Raw genomic sequence first — 18,358 nt, 5'->3', positions numbered from 1 at the left:
GATAATAAGATTGATTAACAAGCTAACTTAATAACGCAATTACTTATGGAAACAATGGTCTCACAAAACCAAGTATTTTATGGTTCTTTATTATATACAATCTCGTTGATTTGGGCATTGAGTTTACTGTATAATCAAGACAGTAAAAAGCTAAAAGAAAACTACTGGAAGACAATTATACTTGCCTTGCCATTTTTAGGTGCTATTATTTATATTCTAAAATATTATACTTCTGGAAAGAAAACAAAATACGCTACATCTTAAGGAATTGTTTTGTGTTTGGATTTTAAAGGTTACCGTTTTAAGAATCTACTGTAAATTTCAGATCAAGGATTTTCATAAAAAAAGTGAGACTATAATCTCACTTTTTTAGTTTATTGTTCTTATAAAAATCTTTATAATTCCGTAACCGTTTTAATATTTATCGAGTAGTCGGCCTTAAAAGTCATTTTCGTACCACAGACACAGGCAATGTACTCGGCTGTATTTCCAGCGTCTTTACCACTGATTATTTTGATGTTTGCTATAGCGCAAGAAGTCAATTGAGAAATGTCTTTTTTGACTCTTGGAATACTGGTAGGATGGGTTATTTTTCCATCGGCCAAACTTCTAAGTTCATCATTGTCGGTAAGTAAACAAACATTGTCCTTCTCGACAGCTTTATTTTTTTCGTCGTTATTAACCACTGCTGTTTTAGAAGCCTTTTCTCTAGTGTTTTGGGCGATTGAACAAGAGTAGGTAACACTCAATACAACCCATATAAATAAAATCTTTTTCATAGCTAAAAGGTTTTGTGTGTTTATAATTAAAGATACGCAAAATTTATTTTATATATATGTGCTTAAAAGTAAGTTTTTCAGCAGTTTAGCGCTGAAGAAAAATGTGATTTTATAGTGTATAATGTATTTTTTGTTGCATTTTCACGAATTTGCCAGCTTAATTCTAATCCAAAGTTTGTACACCACCACCATTGACAAACAGTACTTGCCCGCTTGTCCAACTCGATATAGGCGCTGCAAAATACAACACAGCTCCAGCAATATCTTCGGGTTCACCTAATCTTTGTAAGGGGGTATGTTGAAGCATGCGTTTCTCTATCTCTGGAGTTAAAACCGTGCTTAGGGCATGAGTTCTAACAGCACCTGGTCCGATGGCATTGACGCGGATTTCGGGACCGTAATCAAAGGCAATGTTTCTGGTCATATGGTTTACAGCTGCTTTAGACGACGCATAAGCGCTAATAGCTGGACTGGTATTGATGGAAGCCATAGAAGAAATATTGACGATACTGCCATAACCTGCTTTTTTCATATGTGGTGCTACTAATTGACACAACCTCCACATACTAAAAACGTTCATTTCAAATACTTTGGCAAATTGAGCTACATCTATCTTTTCAGGATTTTCTCTGCCTGCTCCACCACCGCCGACATTGTTGACCAAAATATGTATTCCCCCGTAAGCTGAAATCGTTTGATCTACCAAGTTAACAAGAGCTTCGTCTTTCGTGACATCACAGTGAATAGCCAAAGCCTTTCCACCACTTTTTTGGATCTCGTCAGCCGTTTGCTGTGCCGCTTCTAAATTGTAGTCCGAGACAACCACTTGAGCGCCATAAGCTGCTAATATTTGACAACTGGCTTTTCCTATTCCAGCTGCACCACCGGTTACTACAGCTGTTTTTCCAGTTAAATTGAAGAGTTTTGACGTATCCATATTTTATAATAAATATTTTTTTAATGAAGAATAGCTAGACGCTTAATTTATACAATTTACAAAATAAATGCGATTTATTCGTTTTTTTTATAAAAATAAATTGTTTTTGACTTAAGAGTCTAAACTATTTGATAAAGTAGGGAATTAATATTCATACCTGCTCCAAATGAAGCCATTATAATGTGATTGTTAAATTTAAAATGGTTGTTAATCAATGGACTATGGCTGATTGGACGAAATAAAGTAGGTACGACCGCAACAGATGAATTCCGTGAAAAAGTTCTATTAATAGGGAGGTTATCTGGCTGATAGCCTGTTTTTCATATAATTTAAACAGACGGTCATAGAATCGGCAAAACCATTTTTATGGTTCTAACCTTAATGGGGATCATATAGTATATAATCGATCTATTCTTTGTCTATTGCAGCTTAAGTTATAGTTTTTTTGGCAGTTATTTTCCCCAATTTGGAAAGGCTGTTTTAAGCTGTAGTATATTTTTATTTTTTAGTCGCTGTTATCTCGATATATAGTGCTCGAATTTTCGTAAAAGGTTTGTCCAAAAGTTTGGCTCTTTCATACTATAAGTGAATGTTTTCAAAATATTTTCCGTCTATTGCCAGTTCGAGAATATAGCATTCAATTACTGCTATAAGACTTCCTGTCATTTTTCTTCACTTATCAAGTTTAAGGTTTTGTTGAGTGTCGAAATTTGAGCAGATCTTGTGGTCATTATTCACTGATCGAAGACATGTTATTACTGAAGTTTTGATAAGATTGTTTTGTCAATATAAAAAGTCCCAAAGGGAATTACGCAGGCTACGAGTATTTTACAAGTGGTATTCTTAAAACCCCATTTTTTTTCGATAGACATGCTAAATGTATTGAAAATAAAAAGCAGGAATAGCCCTCCGTGTATCATTCCCATATACTGTGTTGCCTGTGCGAAGTCAAAAAAATATTTTAATGGCATTGCAACGAACAAAAGAAGAAGTAAAGAAGTTCCCTCTAATAGAGCGATTAATCGTAGTTGACCTACGGAATTTTTTAATAAATGTTTCATGGTAATTTTTTTATTTGTTATGTTGATCTAAGGTTTTTATGTAATCTAATACTAACTTAAGTCCTTCTTTGTCGATGACAGTAGTTCCTAACTTCGGCATGTGCATTTCGCCCAGAACGGCCATTCGCATACCGATTTTTCCTTGTTTTATTTTAATTCCTGTTTGCTTAAAAGGCGTTTCATAACGCAAGTCTATTAGCGTAAAATTGGCTGTGCCGCTGGGATTGTGGCAATGTGCGCAATTGATGTCTAGATAGGCTCGGGCTCTTTTATCTATCGGGGCTGCTGTATCGTTATAAGCTACTAATGATGAACTTAAGTTTTTGTTATTTAGCGCCAATACCCCTTCATGCTGAAGGAACTTTAACTCATTCGTCTCTCGATTTTGTAAATTTACCATACGTCCCAAATTTTGAACCTTCGGACCTATTGGAACCAGTTGATCATTTTGACGGTGACAAGTGATGCATGCCTCTTTTGACGGGATTTGGTAGTTTATCTCTTTGATATTTCCTTCGTGATCTTTAAATAGAATCGGGACCTTTTCACCTTTGAGAATCAATAGGGCTTCGTCCTGAGTTTCATTCCACTGATAGGTCGCTGCATTCCACTGCGAATCTTTTTTGATTAGTAATCGGGTTTCAACGATATATTTGGAATTATGATGTTTAATACTGTGTTGATAGAAAAAAGTCTTGGCAATCAAAGTCCCCTCTGGGAAAACAGGAAGCCCCTGTCCAGTAGATTGGATTTTCTCCCCATCAGGCAGGACGATGAATCTTTGCTTTTGCGCATAATCTGTAAATAATTCGGAAGATAGTTCGTAAGTAATAGCATTATCGGTAGGATTTAAATCGGCAAGTGGACCTTTAAACAGTTTATAATGCGTAAGCTTTTGATGGAAAGTTACAGTCTCTACGATTTGGGGATGTCTTGCATTGTTATAAAATAGCACTATCACTGATGGAATTATTAAGAGTATGACTAATATAATGGTCGATTTCTTCATGTTTTTTTAGCAGTTAGAGGTCGCGTAGATAAGGTCTTTGTGATAAAGGCGAAAAAGGCCACGGAATGCATATAAAAATAAGAATCAAGGAAATCAAAAACCATATAAATACGGTTTGATGCTTGTTTTTAGCCTCTAGCTTTCGCTTTGCCAAAGAAGATCCAATAGTAAGCAATACAACGACTATAAACATCGATAAAGGATGTAAAAGTCCATAAAAAAGTATATTTAAATCCGTTGTGGAGAGGCTTAGGTTTTTCCAGAAGTAAGTTGTCATCGGATTGCGGATGTAGAGTATTAAACCCAATATCAACTGTAGGTGAGCTAGGGTGGCAGTCCAATGACGAATTTGGTTGTGGTGAATAGTGTATAGTCGTTGGAATCTATAACCGATATAGGATATAAAAATGGCGTATAGGAGAAATACTAATAACAACCACCGAACTGCGGAGTGCAAAAAAACAAGTGACATATTCCATGCTTTAAAGGTTAATAAAGCAAAGGTATAATAAAAACATACTAACTGGTATGTTTTTTAACTAAAAAAATTACCTAAGAGAATTTAGGTAATTTTTTAATTGTAAAAGATAGGCTTGGTAATATTTATTTTCGGATTCCATTCTCCCAAAATTCCGAATACCCCAATAGCTGGATATAACAAAAATAGCCAGCGCATCTGATGGTAAATCAGAATTTAAGCTCTTTTGAATTTTAGCTTTTTCGAGGCTTTCAACAATAATATTCTGCCATTCTTGTGTTAGTTGCTGTAAAGTTTTAGAGAAAAGCATGTTTTTCGGTGCCATTTCTTGAATAAAATTGGCAATCGGACAGCCTTGATCTATCTTTAAAAAAGTTTGGTCCGACAATAAATGACTGATCATGTTATAAATAGCGTCTAACGGATTTGTCGGTGCGCTCAAAATTTTTGTGATCTGGCTTATGAATTCTGGTTGGAGTATTTCCTGAATTATTGCTATTCCCATTTCATCTTTACTCTTGAAATGATAATAGAAAGCTCCCTTGGTAACCTGTGTTGTTGCTAAGATATCATCAATACTAGTCGTTTGATAGCCGTTTATATAGATTAATTCGTAGGCTTTATGGAGTATATTAAGTCGAGTAATGTTAGCTTTTTTCATATTAAATACTATTCGGTATGTTTTACAAAGTAAGAAATTTCAGTTGATTGTTGCAACTATTCATCGACATAATATCCTTTATGGGTTTCATCCCCGTCGATAATCTCTTTTAACCCTCCTTTTTTCAAATTTTCTTCCCGGAATACATCCTCATAATCTTTGATAAGGAGTTGACTGGGTACTATATGTATATCAAAAATTAATTCCTTAGGCTCATCGTCCTCAAAATTGCCGAAAATGGAGATATGATGTTTTGCATATCCTACATTCATTGAAGCAGTGTAGCTTAGTCGTATAAATCCTTCTTTTTCAATAGGAATCATTTTTGTAGTACCATCATTGATAACAATACAGGCACAAGAAGTGAAAATATCACTGATGACTAACGGTGCATTACCCGTATTTTTAATTTTATAGACTAAGTCTATTGTTTGTTCGTATAGAATAGGGGAGTAATGCCTGTTATTATCATGGATTTCAATGCTAGTCGTTTGATTGGACATCACACCAGTACACGAAATAAATGTAAGTAGTAGGCTGCTAATGATGCAGAATTGTTTTATCATAGGTTATAGAGTTAAGGAATTTAAAACGGTCTTTTATAGTTCAGCAGCTGTGCATTTGTTGGCATTGCCAGTTTTATGTTATTCGTTGCTCGAAATTTGAATTTCATCGCATGCCCATTGGCTTTTAGGATATATTTGGTTGAATATTTTTATATCTATGGCATCGCTATCAAGATCTTTCGTAGTAAAGGTGTATTCGACGGTACTGTCATGGTTTTTTGAGACTGTGGTAAACCATTGTTGTGAGGAATTTGAATAGGATATCCGAACATCTTTAGGGGGGTAAATATTGTGGGCGGGGTCATGAAGGAAGCGCATTTTAACTTGTGAACTACCAGTGGGTAATGAATGAATTTGCAGTTGCAAATCCTTAGGAACTATAGTCCAACCAAGTAAAAAATCTTGACTAAAACCCAGTTTCCCATCGTTTAATCCTGTTAATTCCTCGTTTTTAGATTCGATTTGATCGGCTTGGATCGGCTTGATTGAATAAGGCTTCTCAATCCATTCCTGCCATTGGTTTAAATAGGAGTCTAAGGTATTGCGTTCACTATAGTTTAAGATCTTATGTTGCTTAAAAGCTATTTCTAAACTGCGGATTTTCTTTTCTATAGCGCTCTTTATTTTTATTTGCCCATTGGTATGGTAAAAAGCGCCTTCTGTTGCGATACCACTTGAATAGGCAGTTTGCAATTGTGTAAAACCCATGGCGGTATGTAGTTTTTCCAGTTTTAGTCTTTCGTTATTTTTGGTAGTGGGTATGATTTGGTGTAGGGACTTATAAAATTCAGAGAATTGATCCATATTAAAATAGCTGTGTTTTAGGTCATCGAAACCACTGTATAAGTCATAGTGGCGTTGACTTTGTTGAAAATTATATTCCAATTCAGTATAATAATTTGTCAATAGCTGATGTGATTTTGGATAAAAATGTTTTAAATAAGTAGCAACCAGTTTATATACGTCTTGGTCAACATTCTTCATCAGGGCTGAAATAACATAGGTTTTCACATCGTCAAAAGGGGCATAGTCATATCCGCTTGCATGCAGGAAAAGGCCGTTGATTCCGAGTCTTTTAAATTGTTTCGCTTGCTCTTGAAAACCGATAAGGGATGGAATGGGCGTTAAATAATCGTCAAAATTTGCGGCGTAATCCCATAAATAAACCGCAGTGGTGCGTTTTTTCCATTCGCGAATTTGTCGTTTAAAAGTTTCATATTCCGTTGTGTTTTCATCAAGTTGTTGTCCTTTGGGTAAGTTGATACTGCTTAAAAATATGCCGACATTTTTTTCTAATTTTACAATGCTTGGAGTTTGAGTTGTTCTATAGGCTAACATAAAGAATTGTGCTGTCGGAAAATCTTGTGCCAATCGGTTGTTAAATTGTAAAACCGATGGAGAAGCATTTGTAGCGGTATTTTTTGCAGTTAGGCAAAGCGTACAGTTACATACCAAGTCATTATCATTGGGGGCAACCATAAAATGAACGGTAGGTGTTTTTCCATATTGGTCAATAATATAGGCTTTGACTTGTGAATATAACGATGGGGAGCTAAAACAAAATTGCTGCTTTGTTTTTTTTCCGTTGATTTCCGCTTGAGTATCTGGATTTTGATTGTCTATAATTTGTGCTAATTGATGTCCCCAGATTCCCCAATCAGTGTCTATGGAGTTGTTTCCCAAAATATGGACATAATCAATGTCGGTATTTGGAGCGAAAAAGGGTTCTCTATATTCAAAATCAAATTCTCTTTTAGAAGTCACAAAATCGATAGTTGCTGGCGGTAAATCTTCGACGTTGATTCCGGAATTGTCTTCACCTATTTTTTCGATCAATTCATAGATAAGCCATAATGCAATAGCCTCTGAGCGGCTAATTAAAAGTAGTTTGTTTTGATCTCGAACAATTTCATAACTATAGGTACTTGATGGACGTACTTCTATTTGCAAGGCGAATTCACCTTGAGTTAACTCGGTAAGGCTGTTTTTTTGTAGGACTTTAGGACCTGAGATACTCCTTTTTTTTAAATGGGTATACAGGTAGTCTGCCCATTTATTTGAGTTATGGGCAGTGTTATTATTGATCACTACAAAAACTTCGGAATTCAAAGTGTTTGATTCCATGGTATGACAGCTTGATAGTAAAGCGAACAGGGAACAGAAATAAATTTTAAAAAGCGACATGGATATTAAAGTATAAAGTATAAAAGTTTTTATAAATTGACGGCAGGGTTGATTCTGTAGTACTAGCATTGTCGTCGCTTTCACGAACCACTGTCTCCTTTTGATTTTTGAAATTGTGCCAACTACCGATGATGTTTGCCGATACGTTTTTCGTCAGTAGACGGCCAAATCCAGCACCTAGTACAGTATTGTTTATAGAAAAGCTACGCAGATTTTGTAAGTCAATCACATCAACATCAGTACTAGAACCGATTCCAGTTTGAAACAAGATATAGTCCTTAGGTGTGTCGATAAAATATTTGCCGTTAAAGCTGAGATTGTAAAACCAATTTTTTTCTAATGAAAATTGATTGAGTTTCAGGTTTAACCGAAAATCATTGATTTCCTTGGAAACGCTAACAACTACATTATACAGGGTTTCATCAGTCGTTAGTCGTCTATATCCCAAACCGACTTCGGTTTCCCAGTCTTTGCTCCAATATCGGTTTAGTGCCGCTTGAGCGATTAGTTTGGGAAAATACTCATTGGCTAGTCCAAACTCGATTTGATGTGACCACTTGGTTTTCCATTTTTTATTCCACGCTGCGACGCCTTGTATTCCTTGTCCGTCAGATCTACCGGTATAATTTAAATGACCAGTCCAATATTGATTTTCCCCAATCCGACTGTATTCTACACTAGAAGTGTTAAGTTTAGTACTGTTATCGTCAAAATTTGAGATGGAGTGGGTCAGGCTTAGTTCGTTTTTTAAACTTTTTTGATATAAATAATTAAGGCGCTGCTTAAAACTACTATATTCCACTAAAGTGGGTTCGTAATAGCGTTGGTAATAGTAGGCTGAATCGTTTTTTTGTTGCTCGTAGGCCAAACCTTTTAAATAGTTGATTTCTTTATTTTTAGGGTCTAGACGTAAAGCCGCATTCGTTAATTCCAATACGCGGGCGGATTCTTTTTCTTTTAATAATTGTTGCGAATACGTGAGGACTGTAGCGATAAACGCGGCATTGGATTTCTGATGATACGGATTTGTCTTGACTTCTTGAATCATTAAATTCAGCGCTTCCTCATAATTGTTGTTGCCCAATTGAATGGATTCAGCAAGTTTTACTTTAAAAGTAACGTCTTCGGCATAGGTTTGTGTAGCAATCTCTGCATAATGTTTCATCATATCCCATTTTTTCATGGTTGCTGCGGCGCTTATCGCATATTCCAATGCTTGTTTGTTAAGTGGGTCTTGTATTAACCAATGTTGGGCGTAATCGAAGGCTATTGGAATGGCATGGTTTTCTAAGGCATCTTTAATTATTTTTACCATCAATTCTTCATAGCCTATAAGTGCATGAAAACGATCTTTGTATTCGGTTTTCTGTAACCCCTCTTCATAGATTTTTGGAGCTTGGTCTGGGCGATTGAGTAAGTAATATAAATTTGCTTTTTTAAAATAGAGATTCGCTTGCTGGGGTTGGATGCTGAGCATGGTATTTAAAGCCTCTTCGGCTTTATAATAATTGGCTGATTGAAGATAAGCATTGTAAAGACCAGTATTTGCCGAACTTCTTTGCTCATGATCGCCGTGTTTTTGAACTACTTTCCACAGTTCAATGGCGAGAGGGTAATTGGAATCTGCCATGGCATCTTTGGCGTCAGTGAGGGATATTTGAGCAAAGGCAGCTTCTAAATCAACATCATCTGGGTAATCCATATTTAATCTTCTAGTAATACTTTTAACTTTGGAAGTATTTCCGATTGCTTTAAACAAGCTCAATTCTTTTAAATCCAGTTTTTTTGAATTTCCGATGGCTGCACTATGTCGGTTTAAAACAATAAGTGCTTCATCGTATTGATGTTGGGAAACTAGTTGATTAAATACAATTTCAAAAGCCTCAGTATCTCCAGGGTTTTTGTCTAAAAGCTTGCCGAATAATACAAAGAGGCTACCATCTTTAGCTGCTTGTGCGGAAGAACTGAGGAAATACTTATATTGTTTGTCCAAATTCATCGAAGGATTGGCTTTTTTTTGCTGATTAATATATTTTAAACCGGCTTCGTATTGCTGACCTTGGTCGTATAAACTCAGTTTTTTCAGCACTAAATCGCTGTCATTTGGATATTGATTTAACCCCCTATCGGTAATGATTGTCGCATGAGAATAATCGCCTACTTTAATATACATATTGATCAAATCCAAATAGTTTTTAATGGTGTTGGAATTGGTTTTTAATAGTTTTTTATTCAATTCGATGGCCTCATCGTAATAACCTTGTTTGTTTTTTTGGTCGATACTGACCTCCATCTGGTATTTGATATCATGGAGAATGGATTGATCTTCAGGATAGATATCTGCCAATCTTTTTAACAGTCGATTAGCTTCCGTTGGATTGCCTTGTTGTCGGTATAAATCAATCTTTTTTAGCCATAGTTCTTTGGAATAGGGATTGGCTTCGAGCAGTTCATTAACATAACCGATAGCGCTAGAATAGCGTTGGGTGACCGTTTCGATATGCAATAGCAACTTTTTAACGTCTAAATTATTTGGATTAAACTCCAAAGATTTATTTAATTCGAAAAGTGCTTTCTTATATTGTTTTTTTTCAATGTAGTATTTTCCTAAAAGTATGCGCAATTCGGCATCATTTGGGTATTTTGTAATGGCTTTCACCAGCCACTTATTTGCGGTGTCCCATTGTCCATTGCTATACAATTCATTAATTTTAGTTTGGATCTCTGCTTTATTATTTAGATCTATAGAGGTTTGTCCGTAAGAAAAAATGCTTAAAAAGAAAAAAGAAAAAATAAAAAATGTGCGATTTGTGTACTTTGGAGCTACTTGATTTGAGGTAATTGGTTTCATTAATAACGGATAATTATTGTTTGTGGAATTTGAATATCTAGATTGATGGATTGGGTTGTAATAGCAGAATCAGGATAGGGGTAGGTCGGATTTTTTTTTGGAATTAACGGGATTTTCTGATTGTGAGAAACCTTTGCGCGTCATTTTACCCCATTTGAATTCCTTTCGTGTCAGTAGTTGTATGTAGCCAGCAAGTGTAAATAAAATGATAAAGGGATGGTATAGAAATGCTTCTAGAGCGGAGGATATGATCAATTGAACGTATTCGGATATGGTTTGGTATTGTTTTTTTACAGAGAAATCTAAAGCGATCGTTAGGATTGAAATACATAATCCAACTAAATAAACATAGGCAAACATCAACCAAAATGTATGTGCATTGATTTGTGAAGTAATAGAGAGATACAGTAAAAATAAAAACCCAAGAATTTCTATCAGCGGAGCAAACAATTCAAAGATCAATATATAGGGTAAAGTCACGAGTCCCATTCGTCCGTATTTTTTATTAAACAAAAACCGATGATGGACAAAGAAAATTTGTAGTAAACCTCGGCCCCATCGCGAACGTTGGCGATAGAGTACTTTTAGATTTGGCGGACCTTCTGTCCAACAGCAACTGTGTGGGGTATTAACGATCTTATAAGGTAATTTATGATCTCTCATGTGGGCAATGATACGTAGGGTCATATCCATGTCTTCAGCATGTGATTCTGGGTCATAACCGCCTGCGGCAATCACGATGTTTTTGTCAAACAGTCCAAAGCCACCCGATACATTTGGAATAGCATTAAAGTAAGCCCATCCCATTTTAGTGATTAAATAGGAGCGAAGGTATTCGGTTTCTTGAAATATGGGAAAAAAACTGCGTGGTGGACTTACTCGGGTAATTTGAACCCGATCGATTTCACAACCATTGACCATCCGCATGGTTCCGCCGACGGCAATCACAGGTGTTTTTGAATCGAGTACCGGTAAAATTACCTTGGTTAAGGTATCTTTTGCTAAAATGCAGTCTACATCGGTATTTACGAAGTAGTCGTATTTTGCTACATTAAGCCCCGCATTCATGGCATCGGCTTTGGTACCGCCATTTTTTTTGTCGACCACAGTGAGTTTTCTATAAAGGGGATTCGTGGACTTAAAGATTCTTTTAATGGGCTGACTGATGACTTTCTCTATAATATAATGGGGCACTTCTGTTAATTCAAAGGCCTCAATAAGCAAATGGAGTGTGTCGTCTTTACTACCGTCGTTTACGATAACAACCTCAAAATTGGGGTATTCCAAGTCTAAAAAAGCGCGTGTGGCATCGACAACCACTACTTCTTCATTATAAGCTCCTGCAACGATAGAGATTGGAGGGGCTATCTCTCGGTGCTCTAGCAATATATTTTCTTCTTCCTTGGTGTATTTTAATTTGTTTTTATAAGTATTCAAGTAACCGAAAAATGCCAAAAATAAGGATATTAATACCAGTAAAGTAGCGTAAAAAAATATGGTATATTGATAAAATTGAATAAAGGATTCCATATTAAATAGTTGCGGTGGTTTGACGTTTTTTTTGACTGTTAGCAAACTTAACTTGTGCCAGTATTTTTGAATCAAAGTTGTTGTTGAATTGCGACAGCGATTCCATTTTTAGCTGTCCTTCTATACCATAATCCGTTAAAGCATAGGCTAACTGAATCTTGATGCTACTGTCGTAACTCCGCTGATAGGTATCGCCTAAAAAGGCTAGGGTCTTCTCTGTCTTTAGTTTTGCTAATGTGGTAATAATGGCTTTTTGAAGTAACGTCAGTGAACTGGAGTACATCGCAATCAGTACACTAGCTGACTCTTTGTAATCTAGAGTTCCCAAGGTTTCTATAATTTGTTTCTGTACATATAAATCTTTCTCCTTTTGGAGTAAGTTCATAAGTAAATTAGCGCAATGATATTGTCGTAACAGTCCAATTTCCTTAATAATGAATCGTTTGAAGTTGTTGTTGTTAGCATTCTCGACCCAACGTGAAAAATCAGGGAGCTTATATAATTTGGCTTTTCTTTTCAGATAGTGATGCAATCGAATTTCGTCTAGAGCATTGAATTCGATATCAAAATCTTCCTCAAAAAATTTGTAGGGATCGTTAGTGTCGTATTCAATAAAAGCCGCACGCGACTGTTTTCTAAAATCGTTGTTTCTATGGTAAACAGAATGCAGTAACAGAGAACCAGAAAGTAATTGTTCTAGCTGGTCCATTTTCCGTAATGCCTGTTTACGCTTACTCAAACGTCCTTTTAAAAATGCGCTTTGCCAATAAATGGGGAGGTGAAAATAATTTAATACGATCATTAAATGCTCACTATGGATCTTGATCCCTGAGCTTTTTAACTCCCTGATGATTTCAATCAAACCGTCTGTATACAGCTTTTTATTAACATCCACAGAGTTCGAATTGCCTAACAGGTCTATAATCGCAATTTCCTTCAGCCTTTCTGTACTACTGAGAATTTTGTTCACCTTTGCCCCATATAAACTAATAAATTGATCCTTTGTTCTTTTTTGACGTATAAAACGTAGATTAAGTACTATAATGTGTGAGATTGAAAGTATAAAAACCAATACTAAAAGAATAGCGAATAAGACGGTGATTTTTATTACGGTGGGAGCGCCCTCATATTCTGCCACTAAATAATAGAAGTAGTATTTTAAGTGAAATGGTAAATTCATTGATTTTTGATGTTTTGAAGTTTGTTATGGAGAGTTACTCATTCAGATTTCTGTATAGAATTAATCTCAGTTGATAAGTTTAATTGGCCATGTTTTTTATAAAGTGCAAAACTATCAATCAGTCGCTTTCTAAATTATTTTTAGTTGAGACAAAGCAGGGGACAATGACGGGACATTTTATTAAATATTGATAATCAGTTGTTTGTATACTGTGTTTTGCTGTGAGTTATTAAAAGTAAAAATTATTAGTACCTCATTACCAAAGCTGTGTTAGAAGCCGCTAAATGTTAGAGGGTTTCGGAAAAAGAAGAAAAATGCTGTAAACACTATTGTATAGTGCAGATGGTTTAAAATCAATGTATTAAGCCTGTAAATTATCGAAAAACGGTTTAGAAGGAAAATGGAATAGAAATATTTTGTAAGTCTTATTCATCATTTTGTTATTAAAATTTTTAATGATTTTTTTAATTAAAATACAGATAATTTAGCTTGTTTCTTTGATATATAGCACATTAGATTAATTTTTTTAACTTGATTGGTATTGAAGTATTAATTCGATATTTTTTTCTAAAAAAATAATATGTGACTTTTGGAATAAGTTGGTGTCTAAACAATTTAAGCAATTACTTGATTTTTAATTTTAGATGACCTTGTTCACTTTCTGAATTCGCATTTTTAATAAATTTAGATCTCAAAAGTAGGTGCTTTTTAACGACAGCAATTAACTTGAAATCAACAATTTATTTTCTGTTTCTGTCCTTATTGTTGACTATATGTTGTTTGGATGATAGTTCTTTGATGATAAGGAAGCGGAAATACCCTACCTATGATGCGACCATACCCCAATTTGAGTCGGTAAGATTTTTTATGGATGGCGCTGTTAAATACTTAAAACCTTCAATAAAGGTATTGGATTCTTCTATATATGCTGCTGTTGCTCCGACTAGGGACTTCTCAAAATGGCTTAGCACACGATTTAGTTGCGATCATAGTATTTCTACTGGTGAAATTTCTTTTTTTGATGTATCGCAGTTTTGGTGGAAAAACAACAGAAAAAATAATATTCTGCTCTTGAATAGGAGCAATCCCTTCCTAGAGCTTCATTATTATACTTTTTTGCGGGTTATACAGCTGTTTATTAAAACAGTAGATTGGTCACCATTAGAGCTTGCATATTTAGATACAAAGTCTGTATCCGGTTATTTAGATCATAACAATGCACAAGCAGTATATTTAGATAATACTGAAAAAATCATCATCAAGACCAAAGATCAACTGCGTAATGCTAAAGTTTTAGATAGTAAAGCAGAGATTTATGCAGAGCAATGTTTGTATGTTGAAGCATTAAATGATTTACATAAAAATCTTTCAATTGCAGAGAAATCGGAATCACCTATGCAATTGATGTTCGTTAATCGGCAATTGGCCCTGCTATATATACAATTGGAAGATTACATTCAGGCTCAAAAATATTTAGAAGATGCATTAACATTATCTAGAAGTAAGGTATATTTAAAATCGGATGAATATGATATTTTAAAAATCAAGCTGGAATTAAACAAGAAACTAGGCAATCAAAGTGAAGAATTTACGATTCTAAAACGGTTAAATGAGCTTAGGGATTCTATTGATTATACCGACAATGAACAAAGTATTAATGCGATTACGCTAAAGTATCAAAAGGGTTTGTACGACGAAAGATTTCGCTTAAACCAGACTATTTTAGAGAAGGAAGTTTTTCTTAATCACCTCTTAAGAGTTGTTTTTGTATTGATATTTCTAATCATTATTATACTGATTATAGCTTATCTGATGAAAATTAAAAATAAGACAATCAATCTTAATCGGGAGATTCTCCATTTGCAATATGAGAAACTAAATTTAGAAAAAAATATATCAGAACACAATTACAATCCAATCACGAGCCAGTCAACAGATTATAATACGCCCTTAGTAGCTGTGACTTATCCCATAGAGAAGCGAGGTAAAGTTTTGGAGCCATCAAATTCGTTTGTTGAAAGTAAACTCCCTGATTTATTAAAATCCCATTTGATGACTGAGGAGAATTGGATCGGTTTTAAACGGGCTTTTATAGAAGAATTCCCGTTGTTTTATGACAACTTAAAGACGCATTATCCAGAACTAACGGAATACAATCTGCGTGTGATTTTTTTGACCAAACTCCAATTAACCAATCACGAAATAGCAAGTACGTTAGGAGTCAGTTACGATGCGGTTAAGAAAGCTAAGCAACGTCTTCGCAAAAAAGTGGAAGAACCATCGGTAGAGGATTTCATTAAGATATGGACGTGATTTTTAATAGCTTATTCGCAGATTTACGCTTCTGCGAATAAGCTATGGTGTAAATTAGCCTTTAAAAGGTCGGTTTTTTGCCGTAACCCAAAGGTAAATACCCACCAATATAAAAGGGATGCTCAACCATTGTCCGGTTAATAAAATCGGGTTAGTTCCTTCGAAACCACCTTGACTTTCCTTAACAAACTCGACGATAAAACGTACAGCCCAAAGCAATACTAGGAATACGCCAAAAATCAATCCCAATTTTTTACGGGCATCGGTTTTCCAATACATATAATACAATACGGCAAAGACCAAGATATATCCGAAAGCCTCATACAGTTGAGTTGGATGTTTAGCAACGACCTCGTTGAGGTATGGTAAAAATTCTGGATTCTTTTCAAGGGCTTTATAGGCTTGATTGTAGTCGGATATCCCGGTAAGTTCAACGGCTTCTCTAGCAGTAAACTTATCGCGTAAAAAACGAATTCCAAAAGCACTAGTGGTTTCGTGACCGATGATTTCCGAATTAAAGAAATTCCCTAATCGTACAAATACACCACCAATGGTTACTGGTAGAACGATACGATCTAGGATCCATAAAACAGGTTTTTTAATGATATTACGACTGTAATAGATCATAACTAAGATAATTGCAATAGCAGCACCATGACTGGCTAATCCGCTAAATCCGACAATTTCGAATTTGGGAGAGAAACGAACCGGGGAAATGATTTCAAAAAGATTGTGTTTATAATAATCCCAGTCATAAAAGAATACATGTCCCAATCGGGCACCGATTAGTGTGGCCAACACGGTATAGATAAAAAGTTTGTCGAGTTTTTCAACGGACTCTCCCTCGCGATCGTATATCTTTTTCATGATAAACCATCCCAATCCAAAGGCTACTACAAACATCAAGCTGTAAAAGCGCAGTTTAAAAAATCCAAGATCCCAACCTTCGCTAGGATTCCATATAATATTTAATGCGTATGTCATATAAAAGGTATTGAAAGGTAAATGTATATATTTATCGCTTAGGATAAAAGCGTGTATAGATTTTATTATGGAACCGGATCATAACCGCTACCTCCCCAAGGATGGCAACTCGCAATGCGTTTGATACCCAACCAGCCTCCTTTAAACAAACCGTGTTTTTGCAAAGCCTCTAAAGTATAATGGGAACAAGTAGGAGAGTACCGACATGCTGACGGTAAAAAGGGTGAAATACCCGCTTGATAAAAACGGATCAGTACCACAAACGGAAAAATAGCGATTTTTTTAAGCATAACGATAAAGAATAAAAAAAGCTAGTAGATAAAATCTACTAGCTCCATATTTATTATAAAGTAAATGTAGTGCCTTCTTTTCCATCCTTTAGTTGAATATCTAAAGCCAGGAGGTTGTCACGAATTTCATCGGACAACGCAAAGTTTTTATTGGCACGTGCTTCATTTCTCATAGTAATTAGCAAGTCAACTACTTGTTGCAATTTTTCATTGGCTTGAGTGGAAGATTCAGTAGCTTCCAAGCCCAATACATCAAAAGTAAAGGCGTGAATTGCAGCGGAAAACTCCATCAAATCAGCCGCAGTAATCTGCTCTTTTTGCTCTTTCAACAAATTAATCAACCGAACAGCTTCAAATAACTGCGCTATTAAGATAGGACTGTTAAAATCGTCGTTCATTGCATCATAACAGTTTTGTTTCCAACCAGCAATATCGACTGTAGATGCCGCACTAGGCGTAATCTCATTCAAGTTTTTAATTGCTTCTAAGAGCCTGTTAAAACCTTTCTCAGAAGCAAGTATGGCTTCGTCAGAAAAGTCTAAGATGCTTCTATAATGCGCTTGTAAGATAAAGAAACGCGCTACTGATGGAGAAAAAGCTTTGCTTAAAAGCGCATTGTCTCCAGAGAATAACTCCTCAGGCAAAATATTATTACCCGTTGATTTCGACATTTTTTTACCGTTCAAAGTCAGCATATTGGCATGCATCCAGTAATTAACAGGGGTATTACCTGTACAAGCTTCATTCTGAGCAATTTCACATTCGTGGTGTGGGAATTTTAAATCCATTCCTCCTCCGTGAATGTCAAAGTGTTTTCCTAAATATTTGGTACTCATAGCTGTACATTCCAAATGCCATCCCGGAAAACCATCCCCCCAAGGCGATGGCCAACGCATGATGTGTTGCGGTTCGGCTTTTTTCCAAAGGGCAAAATCATGTGGGCTCTTTTTGTCCGATTGTCCATCCAATTCGCGAGAATTAGACATTAAATCTTCGATGTTTCGACCGCTCAAAATGCCGTACTGATAGGATTTACTGTATTTTTCAACGTCGAAATACACCGATCCGTTCACTTCATAAGCAAAACCATTTTTGATGATTTCGTTGACGATTTCAATCTGCTCTATAATGTGTCCCGTAGCTGTCGGCTCGATATTCGGCGGTAAATTATTGAATTGAGTCAAAATAGAATGAAAATTCAAAGTGTACTTTTGCACCACTTCCATAGGTTCAATCTGTTCCAATCTCGCTTTTTTAGCAATTTTGTCTTCACCTTCATCAACGTCGTCTACAATATGTCCTACGTCGGTAATGTTTCTTACATAACGCACCTGATAGCCCAAATGTTTAAAATAACGATTGACCAAATCAAAAGAGATAAAAGTTCTACAGTTTCCCAAATGTACATAATTGTAAACCGTAGGTCCACATACATACATTCCCACTTTACCTTCGTTAATGGGCGTAAAAACTTCTTTCTTCCCCGTCAGGGAATTGTAAACTTTTAAAGTTTGATTTTGATATAATGTCATTTT

Annotated in this window: 16 protein-coding genes; 2 read left to right on the top strand and 14 right to left on the bottom strand. The window is 35.5% G+C overall.

Going from position 1 to position 18,358, the window contains the following annotated elements; genetic code table 11:
- Nucleotides 1-45: 45 nt before the first annotated feature.
- A complete protein-coding gene (locus L1275_RS08255) occupies nucleotides 46-264 on the top strand; it encodes a hypothetical protein (protein ID WP_253471700.1) in 219 nt (72 codons plus the stop codon).
- 131 nt (nucleotides 265-395) lie between these two features.
- Here L1275_RS08255 and L1275_RS08250 read toward each other — a convergent pair whose 3' ends face one another.
- The 11 genes from L1275_RS08250 to L1275_RS08200 form a co-directional block, all read right to left on the bottom strand.
- On the bottom strand, nucleotides 396-779 hold the full coding sequence (locus tag L1275_RS08250) for a hypothetical protein (protein ID WP_253471698.1): 384 nt from the start codon (nucleotides 777-779) through the stop codon (nucleotides 396-398).
- A gap of 163 nt (nucleotides 780-942) precedes the next feature.
- On the bottom strand, nucleotides 943-1,716 hold the full coding sequence (locus tag L1275_RS08245) for a glucose 1-dehydrogenase (protein ID WP_253471696.1): 774 nt from the start codon (nucleotides 1,714-1,716) through the stop codon (nucleotides 943-945).
- Between the two features lie 755 nt (nucleotides 1,717-2,471).
- Nucleotides 2,472-2,777 (bottom strand): DUF3817 domain-containing protein, encoded by a 306-nt coding sequence (locus tag L1275_RS08240; RefSeq protein WP_253471694.1) that lies wholly within the window; start codon nucleotides 2,775-2,777, stop codon nucleotides 2,472-2,474.
- 10 nt (nucleotides 2,778-2,787) lie between these two features.
- A complete protein-coding gene (locus tag L1275_RS08235) occupies nucleotides 2,788-3,786 on the bottom strand; it encodes a hypothetical protein (protein WP_253471692.1) in 999 nt (332 codons plus the stop codon).
- Between the two features lie 13 nt (nucleotides 3,787-3,799).
- Nucleotides 3,800-4,258, bottom strand: a complete 459-nt coding sequence (locus L1275_RS08230; RefSeq protein ID WP_253471690.1) for a hypothetical protein — start codon at nucleotides 4,256-4,258, stop codon at nucleotides 3,800-3,802.
- A 76-nt stretch (nucleotides 4,259-4,334) separates the two neighbouring features.
- Entirely contained in the window at nucleotides 4,335-4,925 is a 591-nt protein-coding gene (locus L1275_RS08225) for a TetR/AcrR family transcriptional regulator (RefSeq protein ID WP_253471688.1), read from the bottom strand.
- A 56-nt stretch (nucleotides 4,926-4,981) separates the two neighbouring features.
- Entirely contained in the window at nucleotides 4,982-5,491 is a 510-nt protein-coding gene (locus L1275_RS08220) for a DUF1573 domain-containing protein (RefSeq protein ID WP_253471686.1), read from the bottom strand.
- Between the two features lie 78 nt (nucleotides 5,492-5,569).
- Complete coding sequence (locus L1275_RS08215; RefSeq protein WP_253471684.1) at nucleotides 5,570-7,615, bottom strand: DUF4838 domain-containing protein; 2,046 nt, start codon at nucleotides 7,613-7,615, stop codon at nucleotides 5,570-5,572.
- 46 nt (nucleotides 7,616-7,661) lie between these two features.
- On the bottom strand, nucleotides 7,662-10,526 hold the full coding sequence (locus L1275_RS08210; RefSeq protein ID WP_253471682.1) for a tetratricopeptide repeat protein: 2,865 nt from the start codon (nucleotides 10,524-10,526) through the stop codon (nucleotides 7,662-7,664).
- Between the two features lie 69 nt (nucleotides 10,527-10,595).
- The gene (locus L1275_RS08205) at nucleotides 10,596-12,056 is read right to left on the bottom strand and encodes a glycosyltransferase (RefSeq protein ID WP_253471680.1); all 1,461 of its coding nucleotides are present in this window, start codon (nucleotides 12,054-12,056) and stop codon (nucleotides 10,596-10,598) included.
- 1 nt (nucleotide 12,057) lies between these two features.
- Nucleotides 12,058-13,236 carry a HEAT repeat domain-containing protein gene (locus L1275_RS08200; RefSeq protein WP_253471678.1) on the bottom strand — a complete coding sequence of 393 codons (1,179 nt, stop codon included), beginning with the start codon at nucleotides 13,234-13,236 and terminating at the stop codon, nucleotides 12,058-12,060.
- A 798-nt stretch (nucleotides 13,237-14,034) separates the two neighbouring features.
- Here L1275_RS08200 and L1275_RS08195 point away from each other — a divergent pair.
- The gene (locus L1275_RS08195; protein WP_253471676.1) at nucleotides 14,035-15,549 is read left to right on the top strand and encodes a tetratricopeptide repeat protein; all 1,515 of its coding nucleotides are present in this window, start codon (nucleotides 14,035-14,037) and stop codon (nucleotides 15,547-15,549) included.
- 54 nt (nucleotides 15,550-15,603) lie between these two features.
- On the opposite strand, the gene lgt is transcribed toward L1275_RS08195, so the two are convergent.
- The 3 genes from lgt to cysS all read right to left on the bottom strand — a co-directional run bounded on the left by lgt (nucleotide 15,604) and on the right by cysS (nucleotide 18,355).
- On the bottom strand, nucleotides 15,604-16,533 hold the full coding sequence (gene lgt / locus L1275_RS08190; RefSeq protein WP_253471674.1) for a prolipoprotein diacylglyceryl transferase: 930 nt from the start codon (nucleotides 16,531-16,533) through the stop codon (nucleotides 15,604-15,606).
- 65 nt (nucleotides 16,534-16,598) lie between these two features.
- Nucleotides 16,599-16,823 carry a membrane protein insertion efficiency factor YidD gene (yidD, locus tag L1275_RS08185; RefSeq protein ID WP_219294646.1) on the bottom strand — a complete coding sequence of 75 codons (225 nt, stop codon included), beginning with the start codon at nucleotides 16,821-16,823 and terminating at the stop codon, nucleotides 16,599-16,601.
- 53 nt (nucleotides 16,824-16,876) lie between these two features.
- The gene (gene cysS / locus L1275_RS08180) at nucleotides 16,877-18,355 is read right to left on the bottom strand and encodes a cysteine--tRNA ligase (protein ID WP_253471672.1); all 1,479 of its coding nucleotides are present in this window, start codon (nucleotides 18,353-18,355) and stop codon (nucleotides 16,877-16,879) included.
- Nucleotides 18,356-18,358: the final 3 nt, after the last annotated feature.

It is taken from the genome of Flavobacterium sp. HSC-61S13 (assembly GCF_024171535.1).
Taxonomy (GTDB): Bacteria; Bacteroidota; Bacteroidia; order Flavobacteriales; family Flavobacteriaceae; genus Flavobacterium.
Note: the sequence above shows the minus strand (reverse complement) of the source record. Positions and strands in the feature narration are given on the sequence as shown.

Coding starts and splice junctions, on each gene's coding strand:
- lgt (WP_253471674.1), bottom strand. CDS start 16,533: ATGACATACGCATTAAATATTATATGGAATCCTAGCGAAGGTTGGGAT.
- L1275_RS08235 (WP_253471692.1), bottom strand. CDS start 3,786: ATGAAGAAATCGACCATTATATTAGTCATACTCTTAATAATTCCATCA.
- L1275_RS08240 (WP_253471694.1), bottom strand. CDS start 2,777: ATGAAACATTTATTAAAAAATTCCGTAGGTCAACTACGATTAATCGCT.
- cysS (WP_253471672.1), bottom strand. CDS start 18,355: ATGACATTATATCAAAATCAAACTTTAAAAGTTTACAATTCCCTGACG.
- yidD (WP_219294646.1), bottom strand. CDS start 16,823: ATGCTTAAAAAAATCGCTATTTTTCCGTTTGTGGTACTGATCCGTTTT.
- L1275_RS08195 (WP_253471676.1), top strand. CDS start 14,035: ATGATAAGGAAGCGGAAATACCCTACCTATGATGCGACCATACCCCAA.
- L1275_RS08245 (WP_253471696.1), bottom strand. CDS start 1,716: ATGGATACGTCAAAACTCTTCAATTTAACTGGAAAAACAGCTGTAGTA.
- L1275_RS08210 (WP_253471682.1), bottom strand. CDS start 10,526: ATGAAACCAATTACCTCAAATCAAGTAGCTCCAAAGTACACAAATCGC.
- L1275_RS08250 (WP_253471698.1), bottom strand. CDS start 779: ATGAAAAAGATTTTATTTATATGGGTTGTATTGAGTGTTACCTACTCT.
- L1275_RS08215 (WP_253471684.1), bottom strand. CDS start 7,615: ATGGAATCAAACACTTTGAATTCCGAAGTTTTTGTAGTGATCAATAAT.
- L1275_RS08230 (WP_253471690.1), bottom strand. CDS start 4,258: ATGTCACTTGTTTTTTTGCACTCCGCAGTTCGGTGGTTGTTATTAGTA.
- L1275_RS08200 (WP_253471678.1), bottom strand. CDS start 13,236: ATGAATTTACCATTTCACTTAAAATACTACTTCTATTATTTAGTGGCA.
- L1275_RS08225 (WP_253471688.1), bottom strand. CDS start 4,925: ATGAAAAAAGCTAACATTACTCGACTTAATATACTCCATAAAGCCTAC.
- L1275_RS08205 (WP_253471680.1), bottom strand. CDS start 12,056: ATGGAATCCTTTATTCAATTTTATCAATATACCATATTTTTTTACGCT.
- L1275_RS08255 (WP_253471700.1), top strand. CDS start 46: ATGGAAACAATGGTCTCACAAAACCAAGTATTTTATGGTTCTTTATTA.
- L1275_RS08220 (WP_253471686.1), bottom strand. CDS start 5,491: ATGATAAAACAATTCTGCATCATTAGCAGCCTACTACTTACATTTATT.